The sequence below is a fragment of the Gemella sp. zg-570 genome (genome assembly GCF_018866345.1).
Lineage (GTDB): Bacteria > Bacillota > Bacilli > Staphylococcales > Gemellaceae > Gemelliphila.
Genome location: NZ_CP076443.1, coordinates 342,609 through 360,605, shown reverse-complemented (window position 1 = coordinate 360,605; position 17,997 = coordinate 342,609). Strand labels below are relative to the sequence as shown.

The following is a 17,997-nucleotide window of genomic DNA, read 5'->3' as shown; positions in this document are numbered from 1 at the left end:
AGTGAATTTTTAAATCCACTCTCTAAAGTTCGCTTTTTAAAAAATATATCTTAGAAGATATATGCTCAAACCCCATTTTTTCGTACATATACTTTGGTGTGTCGTAAGAATCTGCTATTAAAATTATATATTTTTTATTAAATATTTTTATTGCACGATGTATTAACCCACTAGCAATACCTTTTTTTCTATATTTTTCTGCTACATATAAATTATCAACTTCTAAATAATTATCATTTAAAATAATATTTACAGAAGCAATAATTTTATTATTTTCCTTAGCTATTAACTGAACTATTTCTTCATTTCTTATATCTTCGTATATGGATTCTTTGTTGTGATTTGCCCACTCTTCATTGGCAAACTCTAAGTCTATTTTGTAGTTAAAATCAATATATTCTGGATAATCAGCCTTTTCTAAAACTGAAATATTTAAGTTATCAGCATCAATAATTTTTATTTTTTCAACATCTAGCCTATATAAATCAAATTCGGTGTTAGTGTAACCATTATTTTTTAAAAATTTTACTAATTTTTTATCTAACTCTGTATTTTCTGGCAGAGCTAAATTAATAAAATTTACACTCTTATCCCTAAAAAATTCTCTGCAAGCATCTATATAGTAAGCTAGCTCATCTTCATTTTTAGGAATTTCTTTTATTTCTAAATAGTTATCACTGTAAGATAATTTTGATTTTATTCTTCTGTGGATAAGATATTTTTCAGTTTCAAGGGCTACTTTAGATTTTGTATGAACATTTATAAAGCTATGTTGCATTGTAAAATACCTTTCTAATATAAGAATTATTACTGTTTCTTGTCAGATTTTTCTTTGCTAGTATCTTCTTTAGGCCTATTCTCATTACTTATAGTAGGGTCATTAGCTAAGTCTTGAATAGTTAATTGTTTTGGTAAATACTGCAATAAATCCTCTGCCGCTAGATTAACATAATTAGCTGTTCTGTAAAAGTTAGCAGCTGGTTTAACAGTTGATTTTTCATACTTTTTTATTAAAGGAACTATATATCCTTGATAGTGAATATTTATTAAATCATTAGCCATTGGTAAATTATTGTCCAAGGTATTATTTAAAACTGAAGATACATAAAGTAGATGAGATGGTTTTGGATAATAATAGTAAACTCCTGCCATGTTTGCGTCATATCCACCTATTCTATGTGATACTATATTTATATTATTAGTAGCAAACATTGATACAGCAGATGTTATCTGACTTGTTGTCATGTTGTGAGTAACATTATCTCCACCTATTGAAATCAATTCATTAACTTTTGCCAGAGCATTTAAACTCTTAGCCTTGTCTATAATTGCATGAATTATTTGAAGTTGTCTTTGACCTCTTTCGATGTCACTGTCATGGTATCTAGTACGAGCAAAAGCTAGAGCTTCTTCTCCTTTCAAATTATGCCAACCCTGTTTTAAATGAATAGTCCCCTGTTCTCCGTTAGAATTTTGCTCCACCATATCAAAGGGAACATATAATTTTACACCACCCAAAGAGTCTACAACTTGTTCAAAGGCTTTAAAATTTACAACGACATAAAAATTGATAGGAACATTAAGTAAATTACTCACCGCTTCTATTGTCCCATCGCTACCCCCATAAACATGGGCATGAGTTATCTTATCAAAGAAATAGGCTGAGGGATCATTTTTATCAGACGAATTTCTCATAAGAGTAAAAGAATCTCTAGGTATACTTACCATATCCATTCTATTTTTATCCTTATTGACAGTTAATAAAACTAGAGAGTCTGTTCTACTATTTTCTCTAGTTTGCCCTTCTGCAGCCCTAGAATCATTTTCATCTATCCCCATTATTAACAATGAAAACTTTTTAAAATTAGGGTCAACCTGCTCTGTATTTTCCGAATGTTTAAAACCTTGTTTTACATTACTTGAAAAATTACCCCAAGTGTAAATAAGAAAACCACTAGTAGCTACAAGTAAAAAGAGAAATGTATATAATATTCTTCTCCATCTTTTTCTTTTCTTTTTATTTTCTTCTACAACTTTTTCAACTCGTGATAATCTCGAATATTGATTTTTATCAGTATTATTACCCATATCTTCTCTCCATTTTTATAAATACCATACAATTATACTATATTTTTTTTTCAAATACTACTTTTAAAAGTAAATAAATATAATTAATTTAATTATTATCTAATTCTACAACTATATATTCAAGATTATTATTTATTCTCGTTGGAAAAGAACTATTCCCCAGCCCCTGTGAAACTATCATAGAAGTGTTTTTTTCTTTATAAATTCCATGCGTATATTTTGGAAAAAATCCTTGACTTGGAGAAAATATTCTACCCACAAAAGGAATATTCCACTGTCCACCATGAGCATGTCCAGAAAAGACCAAATCAAAACCTACTTCTGAATAGATATATAATTTTTCCGGTCTGTGAGCTAGTAAAATATTAAATTCTCCAGAATCATAATTTGCTAAAAGTGTATTTCTGTGATTTGCATAATAATTTTTATAATCATCAACCAAGAAATAATTAAAATCTTCTATTCCAGAAATTATAATTTTATCATTGCCTCTTTTTAGACTTACTTTTCTGTTAGAAATATTTTTTATTCCTAGCTTATCCAAGACTTTTTTTAAGTTTTCGTATTCATCACCAAGTCTAAGTTCATGATTGCCAGAAACAAAATAGCAATCTGCCATATCTACTAACTGGGATAGTATATTGTAAGCTGTGGCAGAATTATTTCTATAACTATCCAATATGTCGCCAGTAATAAAAATAAGGTCTGCTTTTTCTTTTCTTATATTGTCAAAAAATATTTGGTCTGAAAAACCTATTTTGTCGCAGTGAATATCTGATAACTGAATTATTTTAAAACCTCTAAATGAAGGAGGGATTTTTGAATTATTTATTTTAAAACTATTTTTTTTGACAAATTTATTTTGATATAAATATGTGGCAATCAAGGATAAACTTGCCAAAATATATTTTTTAATTTTCATATAGTTCTCACTTTACATATTTTTTCTAAGTATATCATTATAGTCTGTTTACTGCAATATTAATATAATTTAACATAAAAAGTGCGTGATTTTTATTTCACGCACTTTTTTATTTACAACTATCACAATCACATTCGTCGCAATTTTCACCATCACAACTACAAGCTGAATTTGTATGATTGTTATTAAAATTTTCATAACTACTATTCATCGCTTGTTCAGCTAAAAAATCATGCAAGTATCTTTTTATTGTTGCACTAGCAGTTAATTCGTAAACATTACTTAAAATTTCAGGATAAGTAGCTTCATTATACAAGAAAGGTCTATGCTTTTTTATTTCTTTTTCGACAAAATCTGCATAGTCTTCTTCTTCAGAAAGTGCTAATAAGGCTAGGGCTAGAAGAGACGAATCTTCTTTAATTATGTCATACCCCTGATAAATTTCAAATACTTTTTCTGCTTCGTAAAGTTCTTTTAGGGCATTAATTGCAATATACAGACTGTCATTATCAATTCCCATAATCGTTAAAATTTCTTTTACCATTGTTCTAATATCATTGTATCTTTTCTCTTGCTTATAAAGAGAAGTTAGTTGAATGTAGACATTTTTTGACAATCCTTGTAAGTCTAAATATTTTTCTAAATACTTAATAGCTTCTTGTCCCTTACTCATAAAACCAAGGTGCATATAAGCATCAAGATTTTCATTATCCAAGGCTACCGTTTTTAGTAAAAATTCTTTTGATTTATCCAAATCTTTTAATTGGTTATGGGCGTATGCCAAAGAAAAATAAATTTCTGCATCCTCATATTCTATTCCATATTGATTATAAAAATCTACTACATCTTCAAATTTTCCTAAAGATAAAAGATTATTAGTAACTTCTATAAAATTATCAATATTATTATTTTCATTAAACATCTTGTAGCTAAGTTCTAAGGCATCATCACCACGACCAACTTCAACGTAAACATTAGCAAGTTCTACATCAATAAGAGCTTTTAAATCTTCATCATCTTTAACTAATAATTTTGCTTGTTTAAATTTTTCTTCTGCTACATCAAATAAGAAATCATACTTGTAAATAAGACCTTCAAGCAATAGTATTTGGGCAGTTTTTTCTGCATTAAACAAAACCATTAGGGCTTCATCTTTTTTCCCAAGGTGCATTAAATTATCTACATAGCTTACTATGGCACCCTCATCTTCCTTATTATTTTCATATATTACTTCAGATACTTCTAGTGCCTTGTCTAGCATTCCATGTTCAAAAAATATCTCCCTAAAAACTTCTAATTGCCCTCTTTCTAAAAAATTAATATCTATATTTTCATATTCTTTTAAAAATTGTTCTATATCCATATTCTGCTCCTCTTTTAATAATTTCTATTTGCTAAACTAGCTACAATAAATAATAAATCTTCTCTGACATTTTTTGGAAACTTTTCTAGCATCAGTTTTGCCTTAGTTAAATATCTATCACTTATTAATTTTACTTTTGATAAAATTTCTTTATCAGCCTTTAATTCAGAAATGAGATTTAATTTTTCAATTTCCGTAAAATTTTTATATCCCAAAAATTTTTTTCTATCTTTTTTTATTTTAAAAATTATGGGCAGTGTTATGTTACCACTCATAAGATCCTGTCCCGTATCTTTACCAAGCACCTTTTCATCTGCTACAAAATCAAGATAATCGTCCATAATTTGATAACTCATACCCAGATAATAGCCGAACTTGTAACTTTTTTCTACATACTCATCAATTGCACCAGAAGATATTGAACCCAAGGCACAAGAACAAGCTATAAGAATGGCAGTTTTTCTTTTTATTTTTTTCAAGTAATCAAGTTCTCTTGTATCAATATTATACAAGTCTTCATACTGGATAATTTCACCATTACAAATTTGTTTTAAAGTTTCTGATAAATAAGTATGAACTCTTCCATTTTTTATCTTAGCTACTTCATTTAGGACAAGGGCAAACAAATAGTCCCCGATAAACAAGGCTGTATTGTTGCCATAAATATTATTTAAAGTAGCACGCCCCCTGCGTTCACTTGCACCGTCTATAATATCATCATGAATTAATGTCGTTGTATGAATTATCTCTAATATGGCAGCTATATGGCGTATATCCTCACTATATTTTTTATTATCTCCTAGAGCTGAACAAACAAGAGCTAAAATCAACCTAATACCCTTGCCACCAGAAGAAAAGTAAGACTGGATAATTTCATTTATTTTCTCATCATCACAAGAAACTAAGTTTACTATTAATTTTTTTGTTTTCTTTATTTCTAATTCATAATTATTAAGCATGCAAGAAATTAAACTCCTCTATCAATGTTTGAAGCTGCACTTCTCTTTTTAATAAATCTGATAAATATTCTTTATAACAATCATAAAAATTTCTTAAAAAAAATACTTTTTCATCAAAACTAAATTCCTTATTATATAAACAAAATAATAAACTTGGTAGACTAATAGCTAAATCAATAATTTCTAAGTTAGAAATATCTTTTTTAAGTAATAAAAGATAATTTTTTTTCATTACAGAAGAAAGCAAACTCAATTTACTCAAATCATTTAAAAAAAGCGAGTAATACTCAAAACTAAAAAAATCTCCTAATAATATTTCTTTAGAAGATAACTTAACATTAAAAAAAGCTTTTATGTGCTTATCTAAAGACGAAGTAGCAAAATAAATTGCTTCATTAATATTATCATTATCAAGAGAATATTTACAAACTAAATCTTTATATCCTAAAAACTTTATTAAATTTTCGTCATACTTATAAAAATATTTTTTCATACTCCTTACTCCATAAATTGCGATATAGAAATTATAACACAAAAACTACTTAATAAATAGAATTTGGCACAAAGAAAACAGCCAATATTAAATATTAGCTGACAAAAATTTTATTTGAATATTTTTTCTAAGTTTACTGCCTTGTTTAAAATTTCTGTTATGAATATACCAAAACCCATAACTAAGAATTGCGATAGAAGTAAAGAAGCATATATTGCTACAAAAACATCCCATTCAAAAGCAACTCTTGCTGAATTTTCTCCTGAAAATATTGCAATCTCATAAGCAATAATAGGCATACATACCCCTAAATAAACTACTATATTAACAATGTGTCTAACTATTCTATTTTTAATAAATTTAAAAATAAATATACTTAAAGCTAAAGCAAGCCCTGTTCCTAAGGTTCCAAAAAATACATCAACAAGACCTAAGGGACTAAAAAAATTAGCAATAGCTACACCCAAAGTAATCGGCACCCAAAACAGTGGACTGAATACTACTAATTGGGCTAAAGATTCACTGTATCTAAACTGTATAGCTCCATAAGAAAAACTAAGATTAGATACTGTCAGCACTACATATATGGCGGCTATTAAGGCTTGCAGTGTTAAAATTTTAACTTTATTATTTCTCATTTATCCTCCTTACAATGTTCAAGAATAAAAACAAAAAAACACTAGAATATGAGAGGCTAGTGTTTAGCTAGTTTTTTTTATAGATGGATCTCTCAAACATCTTTTATTAAATTTTTTAGTACTAATTCTAACATTAAATTATAAAATAGTCAAATAAAAATTTTAAAGATAAAGCATAGTTAATAATTTATTAAAAAATAGGTTCGGAAATTCCAAACCTATTTAAAAAATTAATTATCGTATTTTGCTCCACTATAAGCATCTTTTTTATATAATTTTAAAACATCTGTACATATTTTATCATATATAAATGCTGATACAAAAGGTATAACTATATAAACTAAGAATACTACTAATACACTAGCTCCCTTTTCAATAGCTTTAAGTGGTCCTATTAATCCTATAATACCAAAACCTGCACTTGTTTGATCGCCTAAAATATTAAATGCCCAGACTGATAAACCAGTCGTAGCCGCAGTAGCTAATATAGGAACTAAAAGAAGTGGAGTCCTCGCCACGTTAGGCATCATAAGTTTTATAGCACCAAGTATTATGGCTAAACTTACTCCTGACGGATTTTTAACTTTTATTGAACCTATCATAAGTACAGCTGCTGCTGATAAAACTCCAATAGCAGAAGCTCCTGCTCCTAAATAATTTGTATTAGAGAATAAAATAATACCCATTGCAACAGTAGATACTGGTGTAACTATAAAGAATGAGAACGACATAGCTATCAACATACACATAACTAAAGGTTGCAATGTAGTAAATGATAAAACAATATCAGCTAAAAATTTAGTAAGTTTTTGCATATATGGTAATGTATACAAACCTATTAAAGCTGGTAGTCCCCCACCTACTATTGGCAAGAAAATAATTGCTAATGAACCGAATTTTCCACTCACTGATTTAATAATATAAGTAGCAATCAAAGCAACAAGAAGCACATTAAACAAGTCCCCAACAGGTGTTGTTGTATATGCTTTTAATTGTGCATTATAAACTATCGAACCACTACCTGCTAATAAAGCAGCACCAAGAACAGTATTTTCTAAAGGTGTAAACTTCATTGAAATTGCTATTAATGAACCTATTAAAACAGGAACTGCAAATTGTAATAAATATACAGCCTTGCTCGCCGTTGCGAAAAAGTCTGACAAAAATAATTTTCCTGCGTACTTAAACACTGCACTAAGAACTGCGTTTGCTATAAGACCAGAAACTATACCTATTGCCATACCATTTAAAACAATATTAAATAGTTTTTTTAGTGTTAATTTTTCACTCATTTTAACATCTCCTTTAAAAATTTAATTCATCTGATTATAATAATGTAAGATGAGTTAAAACTATAATAACACAATTTATAAGAATTGCAATATGAATTTTCAAAAAAATAAGTAAATTTATAAAATAATTTTTCAATTTATTATTTTCATAAGATAAAAACTAAAAAAATTAGTGCCGTTTTTTATCAACACTAAATATTTTTATTTTATAAAATTGGTTTTTTTACAGGACTTCCTGCTTTTCTTGGATACTTGTTAGGAGTTTCCTTTGTTTTTTTTATTTTTAATATATGGCGTTCTTCTTCGCCAATAAAAAATTCAAAATCTTCTTCTAATTTTCCACCTAATAAGGCTATAGCTTTTTTAGCTTCCAATTTTTCTTCATCAGATTTTTGAGATTTCAAGGCTATAAAGTGTCCTCCTTTTTTTACAAGAGGTAAGCAAAATTCTGATAATATATTTAATCTTGCTACTGCCCTAGCAGTTACCAAATCAAAACTTTCTCTGTATTCCTTATTTTGTCCCAAATCTTCTGCCCTAGAATGAATAAAATTATACTTGTCTAGCCCTAACTCTTCTGCCAGTATATTTAAAAATTTTATACGCTTATTAAGAGAGTCAACTATGGTAACTTTCAAATGTGGAAAAATTATTTTCAGGGGAATAGACGGAAAACCTGCACCACTACCAACATCACAAATATTTTCTACACTAGAAAAATCAAAATAAAATGAAGTAGCCAAAGAATCGTAAAAATGTTTTGTATAAAATTCTTCTTCATTGGTAATAGCCGTTAAATTGATACGTTCATTCCAATAAATAACCAATTCAAAATATTTTTCAAACTGTTTTTTTTGTTTGTCTGATAAGTTTATTCCATTTGTTGCTAAATTTTTATAAAATTCTTTTTTATTCATCATTTTTTCTCGTTCTTCTTTGCTCTAAATAGACTAATAAAATAGAAATATCTGCTGGATTAACTCCAGATATACGAGATGCTTGACCTATGGTCAAGGGTAATACTTTTTTTAATTTTTCTCGAGCCTCTATTGCCAAACTAGGTACATCGTCATAGTCTAAGTCAACAGGTATTTTTTTCTCGTCCATTTTTTTCATTTTTTCTACTTGTTGCAATGATTTTTTAATATAGCCTGCATATTTTATTTCTATTTCTACTTGTTCAATTAGATCAAGGGGTAGACTAACTTCTTGTTCTGCTAAATTCATAATATCGAAATAAGAAAGTTCTGGGCGTTTCAATAAGTCTAGTGCCAAGATACCATCTCTTAATTCTGCTGTTTTTAAATTATTCATCTTGTCAACAACTATTTTTGTTGGGGTAATTTTAAATGTTTTTAATCTTTCTATTTCATCAGCTATCATTTGTCGCTTAATACAAAATTTATCATAACGTTCTTTTGATATTAAATTTAACTTATAAGCCTTGTCTGATAATCTCATATCAGCATTATCATGGCGTAGTAATAATCTATGTTCAGCTCTTGATGTCAATAATCTGTAAGGTTCGTTAGTTCCCTTAGTTACTAAATCATCTATTAAGACACCTATATAGGCTTCATCTCTACCCAATATTAGAGGTTCTTCCCCCAATACTTTACAAGCCGCATTTATACCCGCAATAATTCCCTGACCAGCCGCTTCTTCATAGCCACTTGTTCCGTTAAGTTGCCCAGCTGTAAATAGTCCTGCTATTAACTTTGTTTCTAGTGTTGGCCATAGACTTGTTGGATTGATAGCGTCATATTCAATAGCGTAACCATTTCTCATAATTTTAGCATTTTCTAAACCTGCTATGGATTTAATCATATCTCTTTGGACATCATCGGGAAGGGAAGTTGATAAACCTTGTACATAAATTTCTTTTGTACCCCTGCCCTCTGGTTCTAGAAATAATTGATGTCTTTCCTTGTCATTAAAACGAACATACTTATCTTCGATACTCGGACAATATCTTGGACCAGTTCCCTTTATCACACCAGAATACATAGCAGAACGATTTAAGTTTTTAGCTATAATATCGTGAGTGCTAGTATTTGTATAAGTTAGCCAGCAAGGTATTTGATCTTTAACAAAATCGGTAGTTTCATAACTAAAAGCATATTCCTTATCATCACCTGGTTGAATTTCTGTTTTTGTAAAATCAACAGTATCCGCATTAACACGAGGTGGTGTTCCAGTCTTAAATCTAACCATATCAAATCCTAAATTTTCTAGTTGTTCTGCCAAGTCAATAGATGGCATTTGATGATTAGGTCCTGAAGAATATTTAACATCACCTATTACTATCTCTCCTCTAAGATAAGTTCCCGTTGTTATAACAATAGCCTTAGCCTTGTAACTTGTTCCCAGCATAGTTTTAAGTCCAATAACTTTATTATTTTCTACTATAAGATCACGCACCATAGCTTGTTCCAAATCTAAGTTAGGAGCATTTTCTAATAAATTTTTCATTTCTAGTTGATACTTTACCTTATCTGATTGCATACGCAAGGCACGAACTGCTGGCCCCTTTGCTGTATTTAACATTCTTGTTTGAATATTTGTTTTGTCAGCAATTTTTGCCATAGCTCCACCAAGTGCATCAATTTCACGAACAACTATTCCCTTAGCTGGACCACCAACACTAGGATTGCAAGGCATAAAACCAATCGTATCTAAATTAATTGTAATCAATAAAGTTTTTACACCCTTTCTACTGGCAGCCAAAGATGCTTCAATACCAGCATGACCCCCACCAATTACAATTACATCATACTCTTTTAAAAATTCAGTCATAATTCCTCCAAAATATTTAATAAATAACTTTCAAAATTATGCTTTCACCAAAATTTTGTATATTACTTTTCAAATATATATTATCATAACTTATATTTATTATCTAATCTTTTAACTAAAAATAAAAACATAATAAGGTTAAATAATTTTAACCCTATTATGTTCATAAAAATTATATATTATTTTTTAATAATTTCATAAGTTGCTTTTACATCATCACTTAGCAAATGAGATATTTTACAACGTAATTTAATATTTTCAATTATTCCTTCTATATCCTCTTTTGTTAAATCAGGATAATCAACCTTTATTTCAGCATGATAAGCCCTGTTTTCGTAATCAAAAGATAAGTCTATTTCTATGGATAAGTCTAGAATTTCATATTTTCTGAAAAAGTAGCCCTTAGAACACATCAAGATACAGCCAGAAAATGCCACCGTAAAAACATCCATAGGTCCATCTGCTTCTGTCATCTTTAAAACATATTCTTGCTCATTACTACTTTTAGCAAAAACATCAAAACCTTTATCTAATTTACTCTTAACCTTATACATAATTTATTGCTCCTTTATTATTTTTTTTATTTCCTCATACAAATTACAATTAATTTTATTAAATTTAATATCACTAAAATCGAAATATTTTGTTATTTCATTAGGCTGTAATATTAAATATGCTCCAGCAGAAGTAGCAGCTAATGAACCTGGTTTTGAATCTTCTACTGCGATACAGTTTTCGATACTCACTCCCAATCTATAAGCAGCCGCCAAATAAATATCAGGTGCCGGCTTGCCATTTTCCACATCATATTTTGTTACTATATCATCAACATAGTTATAAAGATTATGTTCTTTTAAACCATCTATGATATGTTCCAAACTTCCATTAGATGCCACACCGATTTTTATATTATTTGCTATTAACAATTTAAAAGTATCTTCTATATAGGGAAGCAAAGGTGATTTAATAAATCTGTCATACATAGACGTTAAATCTTTTTCTAGTTTGCTATATTTTTCTTCACTCATATCATAAGTTGACATAATATACTTTTTACATTGCTCTGCACTTGTGCCAGGAACGTTTTTAATATAATTTATAATATCCAATTCTATATTTGTATGTTTTTTTATTAATTCTGACATTACTTCATAATATGTTTTTTCTGTATCAACAATCGTTCCGTCAAAATCAAAAATAACCGCTTCTAATTTTTTTATCATCAATCAACCTCCAAGATTCTCTATTATCATATTAACATTTTTAAAACTTTTTTGCCAGAGAAGAAGATAAAAAAGTTAGAATAACATTTAAAAAATAAATTCTGCTATAACTTATATAAGTGCTTATTTCTTGTTTTCTTATATTTTTATTTTATTAAAATTTTAAAAATTAAATTTCTCTAGTAGCTTCTTTTAACCACATTCTTTCTTCTTCAGTTAAGTGCGGAGCGACTACTTCATAAACTTTTTTGTGATATTTATTTAATTCATATCTATCAACATCATTTAACATATTAAAGTCTATTGCTTCTAAATCAAATGGCACGTAGGTTATTACTTCAAACTCTAAAAATTGACCATATTCATTTTTTACAGTTTTTCTAACAACTAATTCATTTTCCAAACGTATTCCGTGTGAATTAGTAATGTATAGTCCAGGTTCATTTGATAGTACCATGCCCTCTCTTAAAGGTTCTAATTCATTTAGACGAATTTGCCAACGAATGCCAGCTGGACCTTCATGGATATTACCCAAGTATCCTACTCCGTGTCCTGTTCCGTGATTATAGTTTTCGTAATTTTCCCACAGAGGCATACGAGCTAAAACATCAAGATTTTGCCCAGTAACTCCCTCTAAAAACTTAGCCTTAGATAATTGTAAATTAGCTTTTAATACACGTGTGTAGTCATGCTTTAATTCATCACTAACTTTTCCAATAGCAGTAGTTCTAGTAATATCCGTAGAACCCTGCATATAATTTGCACCAGTATCAGTTAGTAAGAATGTTCCAAGATTAATATTTACATTTGTTTCTGGAGTTGAAGAATAGTGAATAATAGCACCGTTAGCGGCATGACCACATATAGGAGCAAAACTTGGGCAGATATAATCTCCTTGCTCTCTTCTAAATTCTACTAATTTATCAGAAACACTAAGTTCACTTTCCTTTTCAATAAGTCCATTTTTAGCTAGTTGTTTTAACCAATAAATAAATTTAGTGTGTGCAACTCCATCTTTAACATGGGCAGAAATTATATTTTTAATTTCAATTTCATTTTTCATAGCTTTCATCAGAACAGTTGGATTACGTTTTTCTATTAATGTCGCTTCCTTAGGAATATTATTAAATATTGCATAATTTAACAAAGCTGGGTCTACTAAAACAACATCTGAATATGAAAATTCTTTTACATCTTCATAAATATAATTATACGGCTTTAAATTAACATTATCTTTTGCAAGTTCTTCTTTTATTGAAGTAGATAATTTACTTTCATCAACATAAAAATCAACTTTATTTTCATATACTATTGAATAACTTAAAAGTAGAGTGAAGAAATCAACATCAGTACCACGAATATTTAGTAACCAGCCATTGTCATCTAAAGTTGTTATTATGTGTGCATTAGCTCCAACTTCAGCCATTTCACGTCTAAGTCTTTCTAATTTTTGAGCAACAGTTTGTCCAGCTTGCTCTAAACTTAACGAGAATGCCTTGTTTTTTGATAATGAAGGTCTATCATCCCAAATTTCATCAACTAAGTCAATATCGTATTTTATTGTGGCATTTTTCTTTTTAAGTTTGACAAATAATTCTTTACCTTGCCCAAACATAACAACTCTTCCGTCAAAACCTAATACTCCACCCTCTGAAATATTTTCAACGATAAAATCTGTTATACTTGGAACCTCTGGCTCTCCCATTTTTTGTAAAACTATACCACTGCTTGCAAGTTGATTTTCTGCCTGTAAAAAGTATCTACCGTCAGTCCAAAGACCTGCAAAATCTTTTGTAACGACAACAGTCCCAGCAGAACCAGTAAAGCCACTTATAAATTCCCTAGACTTAAAATGTTCCCCTACATATTCACTGTTGTGATAGTCAGCAGTAGGTATCATATAAATATCTATCCCATCACTAGCCATAAGTTCTCTTAATTTAGCTATTCTCTCAAGCACATTCATAAATTTTCTCCTTATTTTAATATTTCCCTAAATTTATCTGTTGCTTTAATAAGTCCGTCAACAATCCCTGCTTCTCCTGATGAATGACCTGAAGCAACAACTACATTTAATTCACAATTATTTAATTTTTTACTTAGTTCATAAGCCCCAATAACTCGACAATCAATATCATAACGTCCATGAACAATAATAGTAGGAACATCTTTAATAACATCTACATTATTTAAGATATAATTATCATCATCCCAGAACATATTGTTCATCCAAAAATGGCATTCTATGGTCGCCATTGAAATTGCATAATTAATTTCTCCAAAACTATTTTCTAAATTTGGATCTGGCAGAAGAGTTACAAGATTTCCCTCCCACATACTCCATTCTTTAGCTGCTTGTTCTCTATCTTCCCTATCATCACTTGTTAATCTTCTATAATAAGCTGAGATAATATCTTTTCTTTCTTCTTCTGGTATTATGCTAATATATTTTTCAAATGCTTCTGGTTGAATATTACTTGCACCACCAATTTCATAAATCCATTCTATATCTTCACGGCGTCCCAAGAATATTCCCCTCAATACCAAACCTTGTACTCTTTCTGGATGCTTAATAGCATAGCATAAAGCTAGTGTTGCCCCCCAGCTACCACCAAAGACAAGCCATTTTTCAATATTTAAGGCTTGACGAATTTTTTCTATATCTTCGATAATATGCCAAGTATCATTATTTTCTAAACAAGCATGTGGTGTAGATTTACCACTCCCTCTTTGATCGAAAACTATTATACGATAAAATTCAGGGGCAAAGTATCTTCTACAAGTTGGAGAAGAACCACAACCAGGTCCACCATGTAAAAAAATAACAGGCTGTCCCTTTGGATTACCTGATTCTTCATAGTAGATTGTATGCTGTTCATCTACTTTTATAAAATCAGTAAAATTAGCTTCAATCTCTGGGTAAAATGTTCTTAATGTCATATTAATTACTCCTTATTTCTATTTTATACACCTATATTATAACATAGAAAAATAAAAATGAGTAAGAAATTTTCTATTCATTTAATTTATTTGACGACCTTTTATAAAATAAACTAACGTTCTATTAAAATTTCTCCCTCACGAAGTTTAACAATAGAAGCAAGTTTTTTCTCGAATAAGAATAATAACAGTGCTAATACTGCCAAGACTACCGCTATTCCTATTATACATGTAGGAAGTTTTGTGTCAAAGTCCAATTATAAATATATCCATAAGATTTAGCGGCAATAAATGTAGAAATAGTCCAAACTGCCATTAAGATAGATAGAATATGTTTTGGTGCATATTTAGAAATAAAGGCATTTCCTAATGGAGAAAATACCATTTCCCCTAATGAAAGAATAACACCAAACATTACAATCCATAAAATACTTGCTTTAGATGATTCTGGAGTTCCTACACCACCTTGCACTTCTGCTCCAACAAGCATTAAGAACGATGTTCCAAGAAGTAATAAACCTAGAGACAATTTTTTATATAAGCTCATATCTCCTTGAGGTCTCTTAGAAAGTTTCACCCATAAAGCTCCAAGAACTGGCTCTAAAACGATACATAGTAAGGTATTTTCTGAATCGAATAGTGCAGTAGAAACTTGACTACCAAATACATTTAAGTCTACATAAGTTGGTGCATAGTCATAAACAGCAAGATATGTTAAGTACCAGAATAACCAGAATACTACTGAGAATAATGAGATAAGAATTATTGAAAAAACTCTTCTTAATTCCTAGGTTGCTATAGGCGTTTGTTCTTTTTTATCTGTTTCTTCTTTAACTTCACTTTCTTTGTGAATTGACCCTGCTTGTAGAGATTACATTACAGAAAAAGGATACGGAGAATATTTCACTCACAGAACTGGTCATAATATAGGTTTAGAGTGCCATGAGTTCGGTGATGTTTCTTCTATCAATACTGATGTTCTTGAGCCGGGTATGGTATTTTCAATAGAACCAGGTATCTACCTACCAGGAGAATTTGGAGTTCGTATAGAAGATTTAGTTTTAGTAACAGAAGATGGTTGCGAAAACTTAAACAAACTAAATAAAGAACTAGTTGTTGTAGGAGAATAAAAATTTTTTAAAAAAGGAGTATTTTTACTCCTTTTTTATTTTGCCAATTAAATAAAAAATAATACCACATAGCAAAATATTATATGAATTTTTTTATTAATATTTTATAATCTAAAATAAAGGAGGTATAAAATGAATTTAGAATTAATTATTGACAGCAAATTTAAGGAGACACTTATAAAAATTTTTACAAATAAAGTTGATAATAAAATTGAAAAAATTATTAACTTCACTAAAACGAATAAGGACGTGATTATTGGCTATAAAAATAATGAACTTGAAATACTAAAAGAAGAAGATATAGAAAGAATATTTATTGAAGATAAAACTACATTTTTAATTGCAAACTGTCAAAAATATAAATCAAAAAGTAGATTATATGAATTTGATAATCTACTGAATAATAATTTTATAAAAATATCTCAAAGTGAAATTGTAAATCTAAATTTTATTAAAAAATTAGATTTCAGCTACAAGGGAACTATTATGCTTAAATTCAAAAATGGAGATAGCACATTTGTTTCAAGGAGAAATATAAAAAATTTTAAAAATAAGTTGAATATTTAGGAGGTATAAATATGAAAATTTTAAAAGAAATAATTTTATATTCAATAATAGGTATTGGCTTTGGTACGCTACTACACTACATAATAACTACTTTTATTTTAGATTACAGTTTTTCACCAGTTGTTCCTAATTTTGCTAGTAAATTTAATAACATAGATACAGCAGTAGGGCTGCAACTTTTAGTATTTGCCCTTATAGGAGTATCACAAGGTTTTGCAAGAAATATTTTTAAGCAGGACAATTATTTATTTAGGCAGAGTATAATTCATTATTTTCTTATTACCCTGCCCCTGCTTTTAGGTGGTTACTACCTACATTGGTTTGAATTAGATCTTAAAAAATTACTAAGATTTTTAATTTTTGTAAGTTTAATTTATTTTATACTATTTTTAATTTTCTACTTTTCTACAAAAAAGAAAATAGATGAGATAAATAAAAAATTAAGTAAGAATTTATAATTTAAAAGGACTACATTCATGTAGTCCTTAAATTTATATTTTTGTAATTTCAACTTTATTTGTAAACTTTATTTAAAAATTTCTCTATATAAGACCAATATTCTTCATTATATTTTCTTTCTGCCTTGCAGTGTTTAGAGTCTTTAAATATATGAATTTCTTTATTAGATGTCAATAATTCATAAGCTTTCTGAGCATTTGCTAATGGAACATAGCCGTCTGCATCGCCATGTAATATTAGGGCTGGTAGTTTTGTAGTTTTCAAGGCTTCACTTGCATCAACATCTCCAAAATTATAACCCGCCTTAATTTTCGTAACCATGTTAGCTAGAGGTATTACAGGAAATGATGGCAAGCCAAACATTTTATCTAGTTGGTAAACAAATTCTTCTTTTAAGTTTACATAACCACTGTCTTCAATAAAGCCTTTAACATTATCTGGCAAGCCCTTATTTAGAGAATTCATAGTTGTTGCTGCACCCATACTAATACCAAATAAGACTATTTGTGGGTTGTTATTTTCAGTAGAAACTTTTTTCACCCAAGAAACTAGGTCGGTTGAATCATACCCGCCCATAGAGTAGGCTTTCCCTTCACTTTTCCCATGTCCTATTAGGTCAGGTGCAAATACATTATAACCCCTATCGTAAAAACCACGAATATAGTTTGCCGCTTTTTTAGCTTCAATAAAGAAACCGTGTGTTACTACTACCCATTTTCTTGCCTGTGCTTCTTCTTTAGAATCTTTATGAACAAAAGTATATCCTTTTAATTTTACTCCCGTAACAGAATTCATGCTGTGTTCTTGTTTGTTTTCATCAAACCATTTCATATTTATTTCTTTTCTCGGATCAACTACTCCGTCATCATCTTGATTTGAAACCTTATCTTTATTAACTTTTGGATTTAAGGCAAAGTTGTAAAAATAATCACCGGTAAACCAACCCGCTCCCAAAATAAATACAACTAAAAAACTAAGAATTATTTTTTTATATTTTTTTACAAATTTCATTAACATTCTCCTAATATATAATTTATTTTAAAATATATTATATATCTAACAGAGATAAAAGTAAACAAAAAAGTTTACTTTTATTTTAATTGAAATATAAAATAAATTTATTTACT

18 protein-coding genes and 1 pseudogene are annotated in these 17,997 nt (G+C 29.0%); 3 read left to right on the top strand and 16 right to left on the bottom strand.

The window, feature by feature from the left end; translation table 11 throughout:
- Nucleotides 1-22 precede the first annotated feature (22 nt).
- The 15 genes and pseudogenes from KMP11_RS01785 to KMP11_RS01715 form a co-directional block, all read right to left on the bottom strand.
- A complete protein-coding gene (locus KMP11_RS01785; protein ID WP_215756684.1) occupies nt 23-778 on the bottom strand; it encodes a GNAT family N-acetyltransferase in 756 nt (251 codons plus the stop codon).
- 29 nt (nt 779-807) lie between these two features.
- On the bottom strand, nt 808-2,088 hold the full coding sequence (locus KMP11_RS01780) for an LCP family protein (RefSeq protein ID WP_216279994.1): 1,281 nt from the start codon (nt 2,086-2,088) through the stop codon (nt 808-810).
- A gap of 88 nt (nt 2,089-2,176) precedes the next feature.
- Nucleotides 2,177-3,010: a metallophosphoesterase gene (locus KMP11_RS01775; RefSeq protein ID WP_216279993.1), complete on the bottom strand. Its 834-nt coding sequence runs from the start codon at nt 3,008-3,010 to the stop codon at nt 2,177-2,179.
- A 109-nt stretch (nt 3,011-3,119) separates the two neighbouring features.
- On the bottom strand, nt 3,120-4,373 hold the full coding sequence (locus tag KMP11_RS01770; protein ID WP_216279992.1) for a tetratricopeptide repeat protein: 1,254 nt from the start codon (nt 4,371-4,373) through the stop codon (nt 3,120-3,122).
- 14 nt (nt 4,374-4,387) lie between these two features.
- Nucleotides 4,388-5,332: a polyprenyl synthetase family protein gene (locus KMP11_RS01765; RefSeq protein WP_216279991.1), complete on the bottom strand. Its 945-nt coding sequence runs from the start codon at nt 5,330-5,332 to the stop codon at nt 4,388-4,390.
- Nucleotides 5,325-5,825: a hypothetical protein gene (locus tag KMP11_RS01760; protein ID WP_215756679.1), complete on the bottom strand. Its 501-nt coding sequence runs from the start codon at nt 5,823-5,825 to the stop codon at nt 5,325-5,327. The genes KMP11_RS01765 and KMP11_RS01760 overlap by 8 nt, the downstream gene beginning before the upstream one ends.
- A gap of 110 nt (nt 5,826-5,935) precedes the next feature.
- Entirely contained in the window at nt 5,936-6,463 is a 528-nt protein-coding gene (locus tag KMP11_RS01755; protein WP_215756678.1) for a QueT transporter family protein, read from the bottom strand.
- A 230-nt stretch (nt 6,464-6,693) separates the two neighbouring features.
- Entirely contained in the window at nt 6,694-7,755 is a 1,062-nt protein-coding gene (locus tag KMP11_RS01750; RefSeq protein WP_216279990.1) for a PTS sugar transporter subunit IIC, read from the bottom strand.
- A 206-nt stretch (nt 7,756-7,961) separates the two neighbouring features.
- Nucleotides 7,962-8,672, bottom strand: coding sequence for a 16S rRNA (guanine(527)-N(7))-methyltransferase RsmG (gene rsmG, locus KMP11_RS01745; protein ID WP_216279989.1), 711 nt, complete (start codon nt 8,670-8,672; stop codon nt 7,962-7,964).
- Nucleotides 8,665-10,551 (bottom strand): tRNA uridine-5-carboxymethylaminomethyl(34) synthesis enzyme MnmG, encoded by a 1,887-nt coding sequence (gene mnmG / locus KMP11_RS01740; protein WP_216279988.1) that lies wholly within the window; start codon nt 10,549-10,551, stop codon nt 8,665-8,667. Before mnmG ends, rsmG begins: the two co-directional genes overlap by 8 nt.
- A 179-nt stretch (nt 10,552-10,730) precedes the next feature.
- Nucleotides 10,731-11,105 (bottom strand): OsmC family protein, encoded by a 375-nt coding sequence (locus tag KMP11_RS01735; RefSeq protein WP_215756639.1) that lies wholly within the window; start codon nt 11,103-11,105, stop codon nt 10,731-10,733.
- Between the two features lie 3 nt (nt 11,106-11,108).
- Nucleotides 11,109-11,774 (bottom strand): HAD family hydrolase, encoded by a 666-nt coding sequence (locus KMP11_RS01730; protein ID WP_253195964.1) that lies wholly within the window; start codon nt 11,772-11,774, stop codon nt 11,109-11,111.
- A 169-nt stretch (nt 11,775-11,943) separates the two neighbouring features.
- On the bottom strand, nt 11,944-13,740 hold the full coding sequence (locus tag KMP11_RS01725; RefSeq protein ID WP_215756638.1) for an aminopeptidase P family protein: 1,797 nt from the start codon (nt 13,738-13,740) through the stop codon (nt 11,944-11,946).
- Nucleotides 13,741-13,751: 11 nt separating this feature from the next.
- The gene (gene pip, locus KMP11_RS01720) at nt 13,752-14,714 is read right to left on the bottom strand and encodes a prolyl aminopeptidase (RefSeq protein ID WP_215756637.1); all 963 of its coding nucleotides are present in this window, start codon (nt 14,712-14,714) and stop codon (nt 13,752-13,754) included.
- Nucleotides 14,715-14,937: 223 nt separating this feature from the next.
- Nucleotides 14,938-15,489, bottom strand: a pseudogene (locus KMP11_RS01715) (MFS transporter); the annotation flags it as partial.
- Between the two features lie 76 nt (nt 15,490-15,565).
- Between KMP11_RS01715 and KMP11_RS01710 the strand changes: the two are divergent.
- From KMP11_RS01710 to KMP11_RS01700, 3 genes are all read left to right on the top strand, one after another.
- A complete protein-coding gene (locus KMP11_RS01710) occupies nt 15,566-15,844 on the top strand; it encodes a M24 family metallopeptidase (protein ID WP_371741363.1) in 279 nt (92 codons plus the stop codon).
- A 132-nt stretch (nt 15,845-15,976) separates the two neighbouring features.
- Nucleotides 15,977-16,411, top strand: coding sequence for a LytTR family DNA-binding domain-containing protein (locus KMP11_RS01705; RefSeq protein WP_215756636.1), 435 nt, complete (start codon nt 15,977-15,979; stop codon nt 16,409-16,411).
- A gap of 11 nt (nt 16,412-16,422) precedes the next feature.
- Nucleotides 16,423-16,869, top strand: coding sequence for a DUF3021 domain-containing protein (locus KMP11_RS01700; protein WP_216279987.1), 447 nt, complete (start codon nt 16,423-16,425; stop codon nt 16,867-16,869).
- 55 nt (nt 16,870-16,924) lie between these two features.
- Here the strand turns inward: KMP11_RS01700 and KMP11_RS01695 are convergent, their stop codons facing one another.
- The gene (locus tag KMP11_RS01695) at nt 16,925-17,881 is read right to left on the bottom strand and encodes an alpha/beta hydrolase (RefSeq protein WP_215756634.1); all 957 of its coding nucleotides are present in this window, start codon (nt 17,879-17,881) and stop codon (nt 16,925-16,927) included.
- Nucleotides 17,882-17,997 lie beyond the last annotated feature (116 nt).